This window comes from Bradyrhizobium sp. LeoA1Lang (assembly GCF_055413685.1).
In genome coordinates, this window is record NZ_JBVAPG010000009.1 from 94,438 (window position 1) to 111,288 (window position 16,851).

Genomic DNA, 16,851 nt, shown 5'->3' on the forward strand with positions numbered 1-16,851 from the left:
CGTCTTTCGTATCAGCTAACTGGCCGCACTCACTGCCCGCGGCAACTCGGCGGGCTGCTCAAGCAAGTCGTAATGGCAGGCCACCATTCGGCTGCCGGACACCTTTCGCAGTACCGGCCGCTCCTTGCCGCAGCGCTCGCGCGCCATCGGGCAGCGCTCATGGAAGCTGCAGCCTTGGGGTGGATCGAGCGGGCTTGGCAGTTCGCCCTGCAAGACCTGCTTGGCCCGGCCGCGCGCCAGTCGTGGATCGGCGATCGGCGCCGCCGCCAGCAGGGCAAGCGTGTAAGGATGCGCCGGCTGCCGCCAAATTTCTTCACCGCTGCCGCTTTCGACGATGCGGCCGAGATACATCACGATCAGACGATCGGAGATGTGTTCGACCACCGAGAGGTCGTGGGAAATGAAGAGAAAGGACACGCCGGTCTGCTGCTGCAGGTCCTGCAACAGATTGATCACCTGTGCGCGGACGGAGACGTCCAGCGCCGATACCGGCTCGTCGCAGATGATGACTTTCGGCCGCAGCGCGAGCGCACGCGCAATGCCCACGCGCTGGCGCTGGCCGCCGGAGAACTCGTGCGGATAGCGGCGCTCGGCATCCGCCGGCAGGCCGACTTGCCTGATCAGCTCGGCAACACGATCGCGAATGTCACGGCGCGACCAGCCGGCAACGCTGAGCGGTTGGCCGATGATGGTGCCGACGTCATGGCGCGGATTGAGCGAGCCATAGGGATCCTGAAAGATCATCTGCATGTTCTTGCGTAGGGACTTGAGCTGCCCGCTCGACATGCTCGTGATGTCCCGCCCGTCAAGCACGATGCGGCCGTCGGAGCTCGGGACCAGCCGCATGATCGCCTTGCCGAGGGTCGACTTGCCGCAACCGGATTCGCCGACCAAGCCGACGGTTTCTCCGGCTTCGAGCTCAAAGCTGACGTCGTCGACCGCGCGCACAGTGCCCTGCGCGGTCTGGTACTGAACGCAAAGGCTACGTACGGACAACAGCGGCATGTCGCGACAGCTCCTCTTCGGCGGCGAAACACGCCGCAGTGCGTCCCGGCAATAGCGACATCAGGTCCGGTCTCTGCGCGCGGCAACGATCGAATGCGTCGGGACAGCGATTCTGGAAGGCGCAGCCGGCCGGCAGGTCCGACAGCGGCGGCACGCTGCCGCCAATCTCTGCCAGGCGGGTGCCGCGCCGACGCGTCGCCGAAGGCGTGGCACCGAGCAAGCCGCGGGTGTAGCGATGCAGCGGCCGCTCGAATAGCGCCTCTACCGGCGCCTCCTCGACCTTGCGGCCGGCATACATCACCACAACGCGGTCGGCGGTCTCGGCCACGACGCCGAGGTCGTGCGTGATGATGATCAGCCCCATGCCCGAACTCGCTTGCAATTCCTTGAGCAAGGCAAGGATCTGCGCCTGGATCGTCACGTCGAGCGCCGTGGTCGGCTCATCGGCGATCAAAAGCTTCGGCCCGCAGGCGATCGCCATCGCGATCATGACGCGCTGGCTCATGCCGCCGGACATCTGATGCGGAAAATCGTTCAGCCGTCGCTCGGCATCGGGGATGCGCACCTGGCGCAGCAATTCGACGGCGCGGGCATGCGCCTCGGCACGCGAGACGTCATTGTGCTGCTGAATCGCCTCGATCAATTGGTCGCCGATGGTGGTGACCGGATTGAGCGAGGTCATCGGATCCTGAAAGATCATCGAGATGTCCTTGCCTCGAACCCGCCGCATCTCGCGATCGGACAAGGACGTCAGCTCGCGGCCCATGAAACGCACGCTGCCGCCGACGACCTTCGCCGGCGGATATGGCAACAGCCGCATGACCGCGAGCGCGGTCAGCGATTTGCCGCAGCCAGACTCGCCGACAATCGCTACCGTCTCGCCCGCCGCCACCGTCAACGACAGCCCATCCACCGCCGGCAGCACGCCGCGGCGCGTGAACAGCGACACCTTCAGCCGGTCGATCTCGAGAACCGGGCCGTTGCCAGCCGCCATGTCAGCGATCCCTGAGTTTCGGATTAAGCGCATCGTTGAGACCATCGCCGACCAGGTTGAGCGCCAGCACCGTGAGCATGATCGCTAGTCCCGGCACGGCGCAGATGTACCAGGAGGTGCGGATCAGGGTCCGGCCATCGCCGATCAGCCGCCCCCAGCTCGAGACGTTGGGATCGCCAAGCCCCAGGAACGACACCGCGGATTCGAACAGCACGGCGCCGGCTATCACGAGCGAAGACAGCACGATCACCGGCGGCAGCGCATTTGGCAGGATCTCGCCAAGCATGATGCGCAAGTTTCCCATGCCCATGGCGCGGCAGGCCTGGACGAACTCACGATCGCGCAGCGCCATGAATTCCGCCCGCGTCAGTCGCGCAATCGGAGTCCATGTAACGATACCGACAGCGATCGTGACATATTCAATCTTCTGGCCGAGGATCGAAACGATGGTCAGTACGAAAATCAAATTCGGAATGGTCTGGAACAGCTCGGTGAAACGCATCAGCATTTCGTCGACCCAGCCGCCGAAGTAAGCGGCGGTGGCGCCGATCGTGATCCCGATCAGCGTTGCGGTGAGGCTGGCGCATAGTCCGATCAACAGTGTCGTGCGTGCGCCGTAAGCGATCATCGCCGCGATGTCCCGGCCAAGCGAGTCGGTGCCTAACGGGTAGCGCGAATTGACGAAGGGCCAGATCTCGGGACGGCCGACGATGCGCAAGGGGTTGCGCGGGAACAGCCAAGGCGCCGCCAGCGCGACGCCGATCACGACAATGACGAGCAGAAGGCCGATCAGCGCGGCGCGGTTGCGCGCGAAGCGACGGCCAAAATCGATCCCGAGCCTGAGCATCCGCCTACCTCGCCCGGATGCGCGGGTCGAGCCGCAGATAGAGCAAATCAACGGTTGCGTTGGCGACCGCCACGAGCAGCGAGCCAAGCACGAGCACGCCAAGCACCATCGGAAAATTCCGGCTCATCACGCTGTCGAACAGCAGGCTGCCGATGCCGGGCCAACTGAACACGGCCTCGATCACGACGGAGCCACCCAGGATGGTGCCAAGCTGCAGGCCGAGCAGCGTCACGATCGGAAGCAACGCGTTGCGCATGACATGCGCGAGCACAACGCGCGCCGGCGAGAGTCCCTTCGCGCGCGCAGTGCGGACGAAATCGAGCCGGAACACTTCCAGCATCGAGGCCCGCATCACCCGCGCATAGGTCGCGGCATAGAACAGTCCGAGCGCCGTCGCCGGAAGCACCAGATGGTGCATGACATCGAGCGCATCGGCGAACGCGCCGTTGCCGGCTCCGATCGTCCGCATGCCACCGACCGGAAACCAGCCGAGTTTGACCGCGAACAGCACCGTCATCATGATGCCGAGCCAGAAGCTGGGCGCGGCGAAGAAGAACACTGCAGCAAGCGAGATCAAATTGTCCCAGATCGTGTTGACTCTGACGGACGCCAGCACGCCCGCCGTGACCCCCACCAGCAGTGCCACCGAAGTCGCCGCCAGCATCAGGATCACGGTGGCCGGCAACTGGTCCATGATCACGTTGAGTACAGGTGCGTTCTGCCGGTAGGAGAAGCCCAGATCGAGCCGCATCACCGACCAGATATACTTGGCAAGCTGCACCCAGGTCGGCTGGTCGACGCCGTAGGTGTGACGTAGCTGATCCAGCATCGCCGGATCGGAGATCTGCTGCTCGGCGGTCATGACGTCGAACAGGCTGCCCGGCGCGAGGTGGATCAGCACGAAGTTGAGCACGATCACCGCCAGAACCAGCGGGATTACCTGAGCCAATCGGCGAAGCACGATGCGGTTCAAGTCGGTGCTCCCTTATCTAGCGATCGAGCCAGAGTTCAGCCCAGCTTTCCCCCATGAAGTCGGCGGTAGCGGAGTGATTGCGGACGTCGGATCGGACAATCGTCACCGGCTCCAGATCGACCATGGGAAGCAGCGGAGCCTCTATCGTGGCCAGGCGATCGAAATCCTTGGCCAGCACGATCCGCTTCGGCTCATCGGTCTCGACCGTCATCTTGGCAACGATCTCGTCGAGCTTCGGATTGGAATAGCCGGTCGCGTTACGGAACGCGGCGCCCTTCACGATGCCGTCTGTGGTGTAATATTGCGTCGTGCTCGGGATCAGCTCGATGCCGCCGGAATTATTGGAGATCGCGACGTCATAGTCGTAATCGCTGTAGATCCGCTTGAGCGAGGTGGCACGATCCGGCACCGCGAGATCCACGGCGATATCGAGGTCCTCGAACGCCTGCTTCACATATTGGCCGATCTTGATGTTCTCCTCGAACCAGCCGGCCGAAACCAGGCTGAGCTTGAAGCGCGAGCCGCCCTTCACCGGAAATCCCGCGGCATCCAGCATCTTCCCTGCTTTCTTGACGTCGAACGGATAGTCCTGGACGTCCTTGGTGAAGAAGATCGTATTGGAACTGTGAACGGCGCCGAGCGAGGGACGCGCACGGCCGAAGAACACGGTGTCCGCAATAAACTGCCGATCGATGGCCTGCATCAGCGCTTGACGCACCTCGCGCTTCTTGAAGATGTCGCGGCGCTGGTTGAACTCGATGGTGGTGACCCAAGCCGAGTTCGCATATCCCTTGGTCTCGGCGATAATCTTGCCACCGGAGGCCAGCCGCGCGATATCCGGCATCGGGATCGGATTGAAGGTGCCGATGTCGAGCTGCCCCGCTTCGAAGGCAGCCGCCCGTGACGCCGGATCGCGCCACCAGCGGATGACCAGGCGGTCGAGATACGGCAGCCCCGGATTCCAGTATTTTTCGTTGCGCAGATACTCGACATGGCTGCCACGTACCCATTCCTTGACTTTGAACGGGCCGGTACCAATAGGCGCGTTATTGATCGGATTGGTGATGATGTTGCTGCCGGCATAGATGTGCTTTGGAATTACCAAGCCGGATTTGCCGGCCAGCACAGATTTGAGGAAGAATTCAGGGACCGGGGCCTTGAACTTCAGCACCACGGTGAGCGGGTCGGTAGCCTCCGCGCTTTCGAGCGCATCGAGAGAGACGCCGGCCGAGATCGGCTTCCAGTACTGCATCGCGTTGAAAACGACATCCTCGGCGGTGAACGGATTGCCGTCATGCCAGGTGACGCCCTCGCGCAGCTTGATCGTGTAGCTCTTGAAGTCGGCCGATGGCTTGATGTCGACGGCCAGCACCGGCTCGAACTTCAGATCGACCGTCAGGCGGATCAGACGCTCCAGTACCTTGGTCGAGGTGAAGTACGGACTTGAGCCGCCGCCCGGCGGCACGAACAGGGATTGCGGCTCGAAGCCGCCCCAGGTGCCGATCAGCGTACCACCACGCTTTGGCGTTTCCAGCCCAGCCAGCGCAGGTCCAGCCATGCTCGATGCGAGCGCGGCACCCGCCGTGGTGATCAGAAAGTCACGTCTCGAAAACCTGCTCATCGTCTGGCCCCTCTATGATTGCGTCAAACCGGCCGCGTTATTGCTGTTACTTTGTATCCAGCGTCGAATAGGTGCCCCTTCCGATCGCAAGCAACGAACCCTTCTCGTCGAACACATCGACATCAGCGACACCGACGCTCTTGCCGGCGCGCCGCACGCGAGACACCGCAACCAGCGCCGTATCGACCGCAGGCTTGAGGTAGTCGACGCGGAAATTGACGGTCGGCAGGCCGCGTCCGACCATCATGCCGACGGCAAAATCGCCGACCGTGTCGATGACGGAAGCGATGACGCCGCCATGCCATTGCTTCGAGCCGGGACGACGCTCGAATTCCGGACGCATCACCGAGCGCATGGTGACTTCTTGCTTGACCGGATCGGCGTCAATGACAGTCAGACCGAGGAACAGATTGAACGGCGAGACATCCAGCATCTTCTGGATATCGGCCGCGGTTAGCGTGGTGACTTCTGTCTTGCTCACGGCGTCACCACGACTTTGCCGAACACGGCCCGATCTTCGATCACGCGCACGGCTTCCTTGGCTTGTTCGAGCGGATAGGACTTGTCGATCAGGACCTGCAGCTTGCCCGCTTGCACCAGATCGAACAGCTTTTCGATATCCTCGCGCTCCCAGCCGTTGGAGCCGAGGATCTGCAGCTCGAATGTCCAGATGAAACGGAGGTCCTCGGTGGGCGAAAATCCGGCCGTGGCGCCGCAGGTCAGGAGACGGCCTCCCAGCTTCAGGCAGCGAAGCGACTTCACCCAGGTGTCGCCCCCGGTAAAATTGACCACCACATCGACGCCGCCGCCTTCAACGAAGCGCCGGCGATGCGGCTTGCCGTGGCGCTCGAAGACTGCCTTCATGAAATCGGTCTGTGTGTAGAGAATGATTTCGTCGGCGCCGAGCTCCTTGAGCCGCCGCCCCTTCTCCTCGCTGCCGGCGCAGGCGATCACATAGGCACCCGCCAGTTTGGCGAGCTGCACGCAGCAGACGCCGACGCCACCGCTCGCGCCAAGGATCAGGACCTTTTCGCCCGGCTTGATCTTGCCGATCGTGTTCATCATGCGGATCGCCGTGCCGTAAGCCACCGGCAGCGCCGCCGCCTGCTCGAAGCCGACATTGTCGGGAATCCTGACCAATTGGTGCGCCTTGGCCCGGCAATATTCCGCGAGGCCGCCGTCCTGAGTCTCGCCCATCAAGCCGCCCTCAACGCGGTTGACCGGATCAATCAGCACGCGATCGCCGACCTTCCAGCCGGTAACGCCCGCGCCGATCTCCGCGATCTCACCGACCACGTCGAGGCCGATGATGACCGGCAGCGGCACCTTGATGCCGGGCATGCCGCGGCGGGTGAACACATCGTGGTAGTTGATCGAGGAGGCCTTGACCCGCACGACGACGTCACCCTCCGCCGCCTTCGGCGTTGGATAATCGGGCACGAATTGAAGCTTGTCGTTGTCGCCATGTTCGCGAAGGACTAGGGCACGCATCTTGTCATTCAGCTCCGTGTTAGGCCGCCGCGGCAAGCGACCAGGTCGCCAGTCCGTCGATCGCCTGTTGGGTTATCGAAATCGCCTGTTCGGTGGTCTGCTCGCGCCAATTGGCCGATACCGGCACGATGCAGTCGTGAAGATCGGCTCTCAAGAGCCGCACCCGTTCGCTGCCGCGTTCGGCCTTGAATTTGAGCCATAGATCGAGTTGCAGCGCGCGCCGGACATGGACGCCGCGGGTGCCGAACTCGACGACAGCGCCGACCATCGGCCGGCGACCGAGGAATTTCGTCAGTCCGTGGAACACCAGCCCTTGATAGTTCGGCCGCGCCATGTTGTGTGGCCGCTGGCCGATGAGCCGCTCCTTGCCCCACCAGCGCACGGCCTCGGCGTGCAGCGGTCCGTTTTCGTCGTTGAAGCAAAGGAAGAACGCCTCGGCCCAGCCTCCGATGCCGGTATGCCAATCGATGAAGCCGACACGCTCGGCCTGACCGAGGTGATCGGCGACGATCTTCTCCAACGTAACGTTCGACCACTCGCGGGCGACGCCGCCGAAATTGTTGCCACTGGGGAAGTCGTACTGCCCGCTCGCGAGCACATTGAACAATGCATCATCGCCATGCGCAGCACGAAAGCGATCGAGCGCTCCGGTATAGGCTTGAAGGGCCGCCGGCGTCCAATCATCCGGGACCAGATCCGGATACAGCGTTGCATAGCCGGGATTGGCCGGATGCGGCGCTTCGTGATCGACAAAATTGCGATTGAGATCGACGTTATTCTCGGTCGTGCGGGTGCCCCACGCGAAACCATACGGATTGATCGCATGCACCAGCAACACTGAGACATGCGGCGGCAGCGCCCGCGCCGGAGCGCTCTTGATCCACGCGACCTGCGCCGCCGAGCCGCTGAGACCTTCAAGGCCGTGCGTGCCGCTGATCACGATCAACTGCGACGGAGCGGCGGCATCGCCGAGCCGCGCGACGTCGACCACGAGATCCTGGCCGTCAGGCGCCCTTAGAGTCGGATGACGATATTCGGAAAGCGCGCCACCCAGCTCGGCCGCAGTCGCGCGGAATTTGGCGCGGGCGCCCGCATAGTCCAACGCAAAGCTCTCGGTGAAATCGATCATCATGGCGCCGTGAACCCGAGTGCCACGTTGGCTGCATCCGTATGGCTGACGATGATCCCGTCGGCGTAGGGCCGGTAACCGATCCCCGACCTCTCGAACACCGTCCGCGGAGCCTCGAGCGAAGGCACCTTGAACACTAGCGCGACCATGCGATCCGAGCCGTTCTCGCTGACCAGCGCAGCATCGGCATAGCGTTTGGCAACTGCCGATGGCTCCAGCACACGGATGGTGGCGGTGCCGGCACGGAACAATACGCCGCCAGGCACCTCACTGAGCAAAGGCACGCCGAACATTCGCTCATACAGTGCAGCGGTGCGCGACGGCGCTTTCGACGCGATGACGAATTCGACGATGTCGGTCACACCGTTCGGGTGCGCACGCCATTCCGGTCGGTAGACCAGTTCCGGAGTATCGTGGTGGCAGAAGAAGGTACGGCCGTTCTGCACCTCTTCGCTGCCGACGCGAACCACCCTGAAGCGCGCATCCTGCGTACCGCCCGGAAGCGACACTGGGCGCGAAAAGCTCATCGGCTCTTCCGCTGGAACGCCGCGCTGCTTCAAGGCGGCAAAGACAAGATCGGGGTCGACTGATTTGAACACCAGCCCGGTCAGCCCGGGCGGATGCGTCCACAGATCGGCGCGCCTGGTCTCGCTCCCCGGCAGATATCCGAGCAGTTCCAGGTAGTTCTCGCCAAAGATCGCGAGGTTATTGCTCGAGCCGAGCGAATGATGACCACGTTCTGTCAGCTTGAAGCCGAGCCGGCCATATTGCGCGGCCGCCTCGTCGAGCTTCCCCATCACATTAATGACGGCGTGATCGAGAACGGGCTTCACTGCATTGATAGTCAAAGCCATGTCACTCACTTCTTTACAAACCTACCCGCGGCTCGCAGATTTTTTAGGCAAGATCGGTGCCACTTCAGGATTGCACTCCCTGCGCTGCACGCGGATGAGACGCTTGTTTCGTCATGGAGAAATCCACGGCGGCGTCAGCATGCAGCATCGTCGAGTCGAACACCGGAAGATCAATGTGTTGCGGTCCGACCAACAGACAGATTTCGGTACAACCGAGGATCACACTGTCGGCACCGTTTAACTTTCCGCGCGCGATGACATCGAGGTAGCGCCGGCGCGACCGGTCGCTGACGACGCCTTGGCACAGCTCATCGAAGATGATGTCATGGACAGCGATGCGATCTGCTTCGTCGGGAATGATCGGATCGAGCGCAAACTGCTCGCGTAGCCGCTGCACATAGAAATCCTGTTCCATGGTGTAGCGTGTCGCCAGCAACAACGGGCGCTTGCATCCGCCGGCCTTGATCGCGCTGGCGGTAACATCGGCGATATGCAACAGCGGGATCGATACCGCCCGCTGCACCTCGTCAGCGAGCTTGTGCATGGTGTTGGTGCAGATCAGGAGGCAGCCGGCGCCGCCCTCCTCCAGCTCGCGGGCGATGCTTGCAAGAATTCTGCAGGCTTCATCCCAGCGTCCCTGCTTCTGCAGATTGACGATTGCGTCGAAGTCGACCGATCGCATCAGGATTTCAGCGGAGTGAAGTCCACCCAACCGGGTTCGGACCTGTTCATTGAGCCGTCGGTAATAGACGGCGGTGCTTTCCCAACTCATTCCGCCGATCAAGCCAATCGTTCGCATTTCCTGCTGCTCGCTCCACACGACATCTCTGCCTTGCGGAAAGACTAGCAACGACGTTGCGCAATTCGGTTGCGTATCGGGGACTTATAGGGGCTTCGAGCTAAAAATAGACTTCATAGTTCGAGCGGATTCTGGAATAGCATTTCACAATCTCGGGGCGTACCGAGTTGGACATGCTGCGGGACTCATTATTCGTTGTCCCCAGCGCGACACCTGTCTTCCATACGGATTGATCGACGGTTCTTCCGTCTGCGTCGTCGACGCTTAGTCGCTGGCGGCCGACCCGTGGTCGCTCACGGCGAGCTCGGCGCTAGCCCTTTGAATAATTGTCAAGAATATCGTTAGCCGGGCGATCACCCTGCGCCGAGAGCGTCTCAGCCATCAGTCCCGCGATCTGTCGGGCATCATCCTTGCCGGTCTTGATGAGCCCTGCGATGGCGCCGCGCTTGTCGGCGTCACTGTAGTGGCGCTTGATATTGAATTTGGGTTCGAGCCGCGTCACTGCCATCGAGAAGCCAACGATGTGCGGCATCAAGGCGGCGCGGCGCTGCGGGCTGTAGTCCGCGATCGACCACTGGGCGGGAAAGCGGCTTTCGTTGACACGCACCAGGTCATCGACAACCTGATCGAGGCCAGCGCGGTCGAGCAGGCGGACGTCACCGTGGGCATGGACCACCGCATACGACCAGCTCGGCGCCGCCGGACATTCCTTCGTGTACCACTGAGCCGACACATACGCATTTGGGCCGTTGAAGACGAACACCGCCTTCGGCTGGCGCTCCAGCGATTTCCAATGCTCGTTGGCGCGCGCGACATGACCGCGAATGTGGGTTACCGCACCGTTTTTCACATCAACCAGCACCGGGATGTGGGAGAAATGCAGTTCACCGTTTTCGGTCGAAACCAGAAGCGCGAAGCCAAGCTCCGATATAAGATCGATAGCAGCCGTGTCGGTCGTCAGGGTGCGTTCGGGACGGTAGAACATGCGAGACCTCCCGTCAGGCAACCTGCGCTGGCTTGAAAGCCTGGGGGTAGTGTCTTATCGCAAACTCCGCGGTGATCAGCCCTTGCTCGAAGTCACGCTCGACGAGTTCGACCGGGCGCTTCGCCGGATCGCCCCAACCGGCGCCGCCGCCGACCGTGAGCTGAACGATATCGCCTTTCTGCAGGGTCATGACCGCGGTGGTTGGCAGGTCGATGACGTCTTTGCCTCGGATCACCTTCAACGATGCGCGGGCTCCATCGGCGCCGCCCATCCTGCCGCGTGCCGGATAGAGGAAGTGTTCCGAGTAGTAGCTGAGGACGACGTTATCCTCCAGCACCTGGATGGCGCGCGTAAAGCCTAGACCGCCGCGCCATTCTCCCGCGCCACCGGAATTCGGAACAAGGCCATAACGCAGCATGCGGATATGAGGATGGATCTGCTCGATCGACTCGATCGGCGTATTGCGGCTCGACGACAAGACGCCGGCAAGGGCGTGCGCGCCGTCGTAGCCCGGTGCGCCGCCATAGCCGCCGCCGAGCACGTCCGCGTAGATGCGCGTGCCGCCGTTCGGGCGCTCCTGCACAAGGTAGAGGCCGGTGGTGGAGTTGAAGCCCTGCGCGGGAACCCGATCCGGAAGCGCCTTTCCGAATGCCTCATGTATCGCATCAAGCACGCGGTAGGACACGGCAATGCGGGCGCGCACCGGTCGGCCGGGCGCCGGATTGACGATCGTGCCCTCGGGCAGTCTGATATCAATCAGACGATTGCAGGCATCGTTGGCCGGAATGTCCTTATCGGCGAGCAGGCAGCGAACAGCCGAGATCGCCGCAGCGATCGACGACGATTTCGAGCTGTTGAACATGCTGTGCACCTCTGGTGCCGTGCCGGTGAAGTCCAGCACCATGGCTCCGTCAGCGACCGTAACGGTCGCAACGACCTTTAGCGGAATATCGCCACGTACATCCGCGTCGATCCAAGCCTCGCCGGTCCACGTTCCGTTCGGAATCGTCGCGATGGCCGCCCGCATGCGGCGCTCCGTATAATCGAGCGTCTCCGCCATCGCGCGGACCACCAGATCGTAGCCGTGACGTTCGGCCAGTTGCTGGAGACGCTCGATGCCGGTCCGGTTGGCGGCAAGCTGAGCGTAGAAGTCGCCGCGGCCGACTTCTGGCGTCCGGACGTTGGCGAAGATCAGGCGATCGATCGCGCCGCCCATCAGGTCCTTTTCGACATCGATAAGGAGAGGCGGAATGACGATTCCCTCCTGCAGCAATTCAGTCGCATCAATGTTGATTCCAGCACCGCCGCCTCCGACGTCGAGATGATGCGCCGTATTACCGACCCATCCGATCAGGACCTCATCGGCGAACACGGGCTGGAAGATGATGAAGTCGTTGAGATGCTGCCCGCCGGCATAGGGATCGTTGAGCAGGATCGCGGAGTTGGGCCCGATTCCGGAGATGTCGAGTTGCGCGACCGATGCCCTGAACGCTTCGCTCAACCCGCCATTGTGGATCGGGATCATTTCGGCCTGCGACACCACGTTGCCATGCGCGTCAAGGATCGCGGTCGAGCAGTCGCGGGCCTCGCGCACGATCGTCGAGAACGCAGAGCGGACAAGAATTGCCCCCATCTCGTTCGCGATCGCCCGGATCGCGTTGGCGAGGATCGCGAGCTTGGTCTGTTCACCGAACATCACTTTTTCTCCAGCAGCAGATCGCCGCTCTCGCAGCAGCGCGCCGTCCAGCCCGGCGGCACCAGTGTCGTGGTCGTCGGCTCTTCGAGAATGACCGGGCCCGTGATTGTCTCGCCGAAATCAAGATCAGAACGATCCATGAAGGTCGCGGCAACGGATTTGCCCTGGAGGACGATATCGCACGTCTCGCGCTCACCGTTCCGACCAGGATCTCCCTTGGGAGTAACGACATTGAGCTTGTTCTTGCGGGTAAGCCGCGCCCGCGCGTTGACGATCTGAACCGGCAGGTTCGATCGCGTGTAGCCATAGCGCTCACGGTGCAGGCTTTCGAAAACGGCACGCAATTCCGACGGGCTTGCCCGTGCCACGTCTGTCCAGACCGTCAACTCGAATCCCTGGCCCGCGTAGCGCAGATCGAGTCCCATCTGGACGTCGTAGCCGCCAGCGGCCAAGCCGAGACTCGCGGCATAGCGGTCACATGTCGCGGCCAGATCGGCTACGCCGATCTCGGCGAGCGCTTCGGCAGTCAACGGCTGCAATCTCGCCTTGATGAAGTCGACCTTGAGGTCGGCGATCAGCAGGCCGAAAGCGCTGGTGATCCCGGGCGACCACGGAACAAGAACGCGGTTCATGCCGACCTCGTCCGCCACTGTCGCTGCGTGCAGCGGGCCGCCACCGCCATAGGCTACGAGGGTGAAGTCACGTGGATCGATGCCCCGCGCGGTCGAGACAAGGCGAACCGCCGCCGCCATGTTGCTGTTGACCATCTGCAACACGGCATCCGCCTTGTGCCTGAGGTCGCCGGGGACCTTCAGCGACGCGAATGCATCTTTCGCGGCTCCGACATCGAGCTTCATCTTGCCCGCGAAGAAGTGCGACGGCCGAAGCAGTCCGGCGATCAACTGCGCGTCTGTCACCGTCGGCAGCTTGCCGCCGCGGCCGTAGCATGCCGGTCCAGGCTCTGCTCCCGCGCTGGCCGGCCCGACATTGAGGAAGCCGCCGGAATCAAACGCCGCGATGCTGCCGCCGCCGGCGCCGACCGTAACCATGTCAAGCGCGGTGGTGCGGATCGGCAGGTCATCGACCATAAGCTCTTGCACCACCCGCGGCTCCAGCATGGGCGCGACCGCCACATCCGTGCTGGTGCCCCCCATATCGATCGTGATGATGTCATTGATGCCGTTGCGGCGTGCGAACCATGCGGCGGCCTGAACGCCTGCGGCCGGCCCCGACAGCAGCATGCGCACGGCGTTGTCACCCGCTGCTTCCGCCGGCATGATGCCGCCATTCGACTGCATGATCTGCAAGCCGCTGCGGCAGCCGCGATCGGTCAGACCGCGATCCAGCCGATCGACGTAATCGACGACCACCGGGGAGACGAAGGAATTGACCACCGTCGTCACGGTGCGCTCGTATTCACGGAACTCAGGCGATACGCGGCTCGAACAGCCGACGCGCGTTGTGGGGCTCATCGAGAGAATGAGTTCGCGCAGGCGATCCTCGTGAACTCCATTGCGGTAAGCGTGCAACAGGCAGATCGCAATCGACGTCACGCCGTTGTCGAGGAGAAACTGGATTTCCTGCTGTGCCACCTCTTCATCGAGGGCTTCGACCACATTGCCGCGCCCGTCGATGCGTTCCGGAATCTCGCGGATGAAGCGCCGCTCTACCGGTGCGCGGGGTTTGTGATAGAAAGCCGTATAGATGTTGCCAACGCGATCGTGCAAGCCGATTTCGGTGATGTCGCGAAAGCCCTTGGTAGTGAGAAGCCCGGTGCGCGCGCCGCGCCGCGTGATCAACGCGTTGGTGGCGATCGTCGAACCGTGCGAGAAGCGCGTTACCTCCTTTAACCGCACGGCAGCCTGATCGACCGCGTTCTCAACTGCCTTGTGGACCTGGCTCGGTGTCGACGGAACCTTGCCGACGGAGACCACGCCTTCCTCGTCCACCCAGACCAGGTCCGTAAATGTCCCGCCAATTTCGACGCCAACCTGCATTCTTCACCCCGCTGGATTTGAAGTCGCTCAGGACCGCAGAAGGCCGGCGCGGCGGATCTTCTCGCGTTCGATCTCGAAGTTCTTCCTGATCACCTCGCCAAAATCGGCGCCGTCGCGATATTGGATCGACTGCCCGTACTTCTCCTGGATCGCGACATGTTGCGGATCAAAAAGCGCCAGTTTGAAAGCGTCGTGCAGCCGCCGGACCACCTCCTGTGGCATTCCCTTTGGACCAATCAAGCCGTTCGGGCTCGCGGCGGTCACGTCATAGCCGAGATCGTAAAGGGTCGGCGCGTCGGGCCAACGCTTCAACCGCTCGTCAGAGAAGACCGCCAACCAGCGTGCCTGCCCGTTGTCGACCAGATCGCCGAGGATCGTGCCGCCCGCGTGGGCGTCGATGTGGGCGCCGAGCAAGGCGGCGATGCCCTCGGAGTCGCCCTTGAACGGCACGTGGATCAGCTTGATCTTCTCGATGTCGGCGACCTGAACCATCGCCAGGTTCTGCGCGGTCGCCGGACCGTTCGTCCCGTAGTTGACCTCCTCGGGCCGCTTGCGGGCCTCGGCGACAAAGTCGCCCCAGGTCTTGAACGGTGAATCCTGGCGGACGACCATGCCGACGTTGAAAGCGCCGATCTGGATGATCGGCGTGAAATCCTGCAACGCGTCATAGGGCGTCTTCTGCATGAGCTGGACGCGCAGAACCGCCGAATGGGTGACCGCGATGCGGTAGCCATCGGGCGACGCCGACAGCATCGCAACCGCACCCAGCGTGGCACTGGCGCCTGGACGGTTTTCGACGACGATCGGCTGGCCGAGGTGCGTTGCCGCGGCAGTCGCCAGTACGCGGAACGTGGTATCGGCCGTTCCGCCGGCCGGAAACGGAACGATCAGCGTGATAGGCCGTGACGGGAACTTATCGTTCGCCGACGATCTCCTGGGCCACGACGCGGCCAGGGACAGCGCACCGACACCGCCCAACCACGACCTGCGAGACAGTCCGACCATGGTGACCCTGCTCCTTTAGATTTGTGAAGGAAGCTTACTTGTGGGCAACAAATCTGATAAATCGAAAGATCATAATGATTGATCGATTCTATGAATATAACGAGCCAAGACCTCCATATCTTCCTCACCCTTGCTCAGGAAAAGAATTTCACGCGGGCGGCCGCGCGATGCGGGCTGTCGCAATCGGCGTTCAGCACCCGCATCTCGTCGCTCGAACACGCGTTAGGAGCCAAGCTGTTCGACCGGACCACGCGGAGGGTCGAAATGACTCCCGATGGCGAGGTCTTCGAGCCTTTCGCTCATCAGTTGCATGCAGATTTGTCCGACGTTATTCAGATTTTCCGTGACCGGGCGGCGCGCCGCCGGGGCCGGGTGTCGATCGCGGCACTGCCATCGGTCTCTGCCGGCTGGATGCCGAAAATACTGTCAAGATTTGCAGCCCGGCATCCAAACGTTCAGTTGTCGCTGACCGACGCAATGGCGGAGACGTGCGTATCATTGGTACGCAACGGCGACGTTGACTTTGCCCTGTCGACGCTTGACGGTGCAGAAGACTTGGACGGGCAGGTCGTGGCGACTGATCACTTCTACCTCGTCTGCCGCAAAGATCATGAGTTGCTGTCGAAAAAGAAGATCGCTGCCGCTGACATCGCGTCCTATCCGTTTATTCACCTGACACGCAATAGTAGTGTTCGCCGCGCCCTCGATGCTGCCTTTGAGCGCGTGAAACTAAAAGCCCATCTCGAGGCGAATTACATGGCGACGCTTGCCGGCATGGTGGAAGCGGGTCTGGGCATCACAATAGTTCCGTCGCTTAGCCTCCACCAGTTCGAGCGTCCGACACTTGGCGTTAGAGTTCTGCAAGCGCCACGGATCTCTCGTCCGATCTATCTGATCCGTCGGCGCGGTCGCACATTATCGGCAGCCGCTGAAGCACTCTTCAACGAGATCCGCCGGACAGACTTCGAGGAGCCTTCGATCATGCGCAAGCGCACCTAGGGTGAACGTAGTCACAGACATTGGAGATGTTGGGCGATCACATCCTGGGTTTGTCCTTCCTTGAAGTGGTGCCAGCAGACCCGCGCCATGAGCGCAAAATCAGCGCCGCGCGCGTTTTCGTCTTTGTTTGCTTGGTCCAGTACATCCGGCCTCCATGCTGCACGATCCACATCGCAATTCGGTGCATGGAACAAATGTACCTGTATAGTCACAAAAGTGTCGTCGGCCACCGTTAGGAGTCGCCTCCTCTCAGGCGCAAACGATGGAACGACATGCAAAGTGGTGAACCGACGCCGATCCGGCTTGCTCAGGACGTGAACGGAAAACTCCGCGCGTGGCCCGAGCGGCCAGAGACGGTCGAACATCGGTTGAAGGCCGGTCGCACCAGCGACCCAGCACGGGTGCTGCGCGGATGCCGCGCCTCTTTCGTGCTGCTCAACGAGGTGGAAGCGTAAA

Annotated in this window: 17 protein-coding genes; 2 read left to right on the top strand and 15 right to left on the bottom strand. The window is 62.2% G+C overall.

Features of this window, described 5'->3' with window-relative positions; all coding sequences use genetic code 11:
• Nucleotides 1-15 precede the first annotated feature (15 nt).
• The 14 genes from ACZYOF_RS05600 to ACZYOF_RS05665 all read right to left on the bottom strand — a co-directional run bounded on the left by ACZYOF_RS05600 (nucleotide 16) and on the right by ACZYOF_RS05665 (nucleotide 15,396).
• Complete coding sequence (locus ACZYOF_RS05600; protein WP_130578618.1) at nucleotides 16-1,005, bottom strand: ABC transporter ATP-binding protein; 990 nt, start codon at nucleotides 1,003-1,005, stop codon at nucleotides 16-18.
• Nucleotides 983-1,999, bottom strand: a complete 1,017-nt coding sequence (locus tag ACZYOF_RS05605) for an ABC transporter ATP-binding protein (protein WP_463715089.1) — start codon at nucleotides 1,997-1,999, stop codon at nucleotides 983-985. The genes ACZYOF_RS05600 and ACZYOF_RS05605 overlap by 23 nt, the downstream gene beginning before the upstream one ends.
• A 1-nt stretch (nucleotide 2,000) precedes the next feature.
• Nucleotides 2,001-2,846, bottom strand: coding sequence for an ABC transporter permease (locus tag ACZYOF_RS05610; RefSeq protein ID WP_463715090.1), 846 nt, complete (start codon nucleotides 2,844-2,846; stop codon nucleotides 2,001-2,003).
• A gap of 4 nt (nucleotides 2,847-2,850) precedes the next feature.
• Entirely contained in the window at nucleotides 2,851-3,819 is a 969-nt protein-coding gene (locus tag ACZYOF_RS05615; protein WP_225117592.1) for an ABC transporter permease, read from the bottom strand.
• Between the two features lie 16 nt (nucleotides 3,820-3,835).
• The gene (locus ACZYOF_RS05620) at nucleotides 3,836-5,440 is read right to left on the bottom strand and encodes an ABC transporter substrate-binding protein (protein WP_463715091.1); all 1,605 of its coding nucleotides are present in this window, start codon (nucleotides 5,438-5,440) and stop codon (nucleotides 3,836-3,838) included.
• 46 nt (nucleotides 5,441-5,486) lie between these two features.
• On the bottom strand, nucleotides 5,487-5,921 hold the full coding sequence (locus ACZYOF_RS05625; protein ID WP_463715092.1) for a PaaI family thioesterase: 435 nt from the start codon (nucleotides 5,919-5,921) through the stop codon (nucleotides 5,487-5,489).
• The gene (locus ACZYOF_RS05630; protein ID WP_463715093.1) at nucleotides 5,918-6,931 is read right to left on the bottom strand and encodes a quinone oxidoreductase family protein; all 1,014 of its coding nucleotides are present in this window, start codon (nucleotides 6,929-6,931) and stop codon (nucleotides 5,918-5,920) included. Before ACZYOF_RS05630 ends, ACZYOF_RS05625 begins: the two co-directional genes overlap by 4 nt.
• A 19-nt stretch (nucleotides 6,932-6,950) precedes the next feature.
• Complete coding sequence (locus ACZYOF_RS05635) at nucleotides 6,951-8,060, bottom strand: M14 family metallopeptidase (protein ID WP_463715094.1); 1,110 nt, start codon at nucleotides 8,058-8,060, stop codon at nucleotides 6,951-6,953.
• Nucleotides 8,060-8,914, bottom strand: coding sequence for a VOC family protein (locus ACZYOF_RS05640; protein ID WP_463715095.1), 855 nt, complete (start codon nucleotides 8,912-8,914; stop codon nucleotides 8,060-8,062). Before ACZYOF_RS05640 ends, ACZYOF_RS05635 begins: the two co-directional genes overlap by 1 nt.
• A 64-nt stretch (nucleotides 8,915-8,978) precedes the next feature.
• On the bottom strand, nucleotides 8,979-9,713 hold the full coding sequence (locus ACZYOF_RS05645) for an aspartate/glutamate racemase family protein (protein WP_463715113.1): 735 nt from the start codon (nucleotides 9,711-9,713) through the stop codon (nucleotides 8,979-8,981).
• Between the two features lie 310 nt (nucleotides 9,714-10,023).
• Nucleotides 10,024-10,698, bottom strand: coding sequence for an FMN-binding negative transcriptional regulator (locus tag ACZYOF_RS05650; RefSeq protein ID WP_463715096.1), 675 nt, complete (start codon nucleotides 10,696-10,698; stop codon nucleotides 10,024-10,026).
• A 13-nt stretch (nucleotides 10,699-10,711) separates the two neighbouring features.
• A complete protein-coding gene (locus tag ACZYOF_RS05655; RefSeq protein ID WP_463715097.1) occupies nucleotides 10,712-12,394 on the bottom strand; it encodes a hydantoinase B/oxoprolinase family protein in 1,683 nt (560 codons plus the stop codon).
• On the bottom strand, nucleotides 12,394-14,391 hold the full coding sequence (locus ACZYOF_RS05660; protein WP_463715098.1) for a hydantoinase/oxoprolinase family protein: 1,998 nt from the start codon (nucleotides 14,389-14,391) through the stop codon (nucleotides 12,394-12,396). Before ACZYOF_RS05660 ends, ACZYOF_RS05655 begins: the two co-directional genes overlap by 1 nt.
• Nucleotides 14,392-14,418: 27 nt before the next feature.
• The gene (locus tag ACZYOF_RS05665) at nucleotides 14,419-15,396 is read right to left on the bottom strand and encodes a Bug family tripartite tricarboxylate transporter substrate binding protein (protein WP_463715099.1); all 978 of its coding nucleotides are present in this window, start codon (nucleotides 15,394-15,396) and stop codon (nucleotides 14,419-14,421) included.
• A 90-nt stretch (nucleotides 15,397-15,486) separates the two neighbouring features.
• On the opposite strand from ACZYOF_RS05665, the gene ACZYOF_RS05670 reads away from it, so the two are divergent.
• The gene (locus ACZYOF_RS05670) at nucleotides 15,487-16,395 is read left to right on the top strand and encodes a LysR family transcriptional regulator (protein WP_463715100.1); all 909 of its coding nucleotides are present in this window, start codon (nucleotides 15,487-15,489) and stop codon (nucleotides 16,393-16,395) included.
• An 11-nt stretch (nucleotides 16,396-16,406) separates the two neighbouring features.
• Here the strand turns inward: ACZYOF_RS05670 and ACZYOF_RS05675 are convergent, their stop codons facing one another.
• Nucleotides 16,407-16,625, bottom strand: coding sequence for a hypothetical protein (locus ACZYOF_RS05675; RefSeq protein WP_463715101.1), 219 nt, complete (start codon nucleotides 16,623-16,625; stop codon nucleotides 16,407-16,409).
• Between the two features lie 42 nt (nucleotides 16,626-16,667).
• Here ACZYOF_RS05675 and ACZYOF_RS05680 point away from each other — a divergent pair, with 42 nt between their 5' ends.
• Nucleotides 16,668-16,850 carry a hypothetical protein gene (locus ACZYOF_RS05680; RefSeq protein ID WP_130578632.1) on the top strand — a complete coding sequence of 61 codons (183 nt, stop codon included), beginning with the start codon at nucleotides 16,668-16,670 and terminating at the stop codon, nucleotides 16,848-16,850.
• The last annotated feature ends 1 nt before the right edge of the window (nucleotide 16,851 follow it).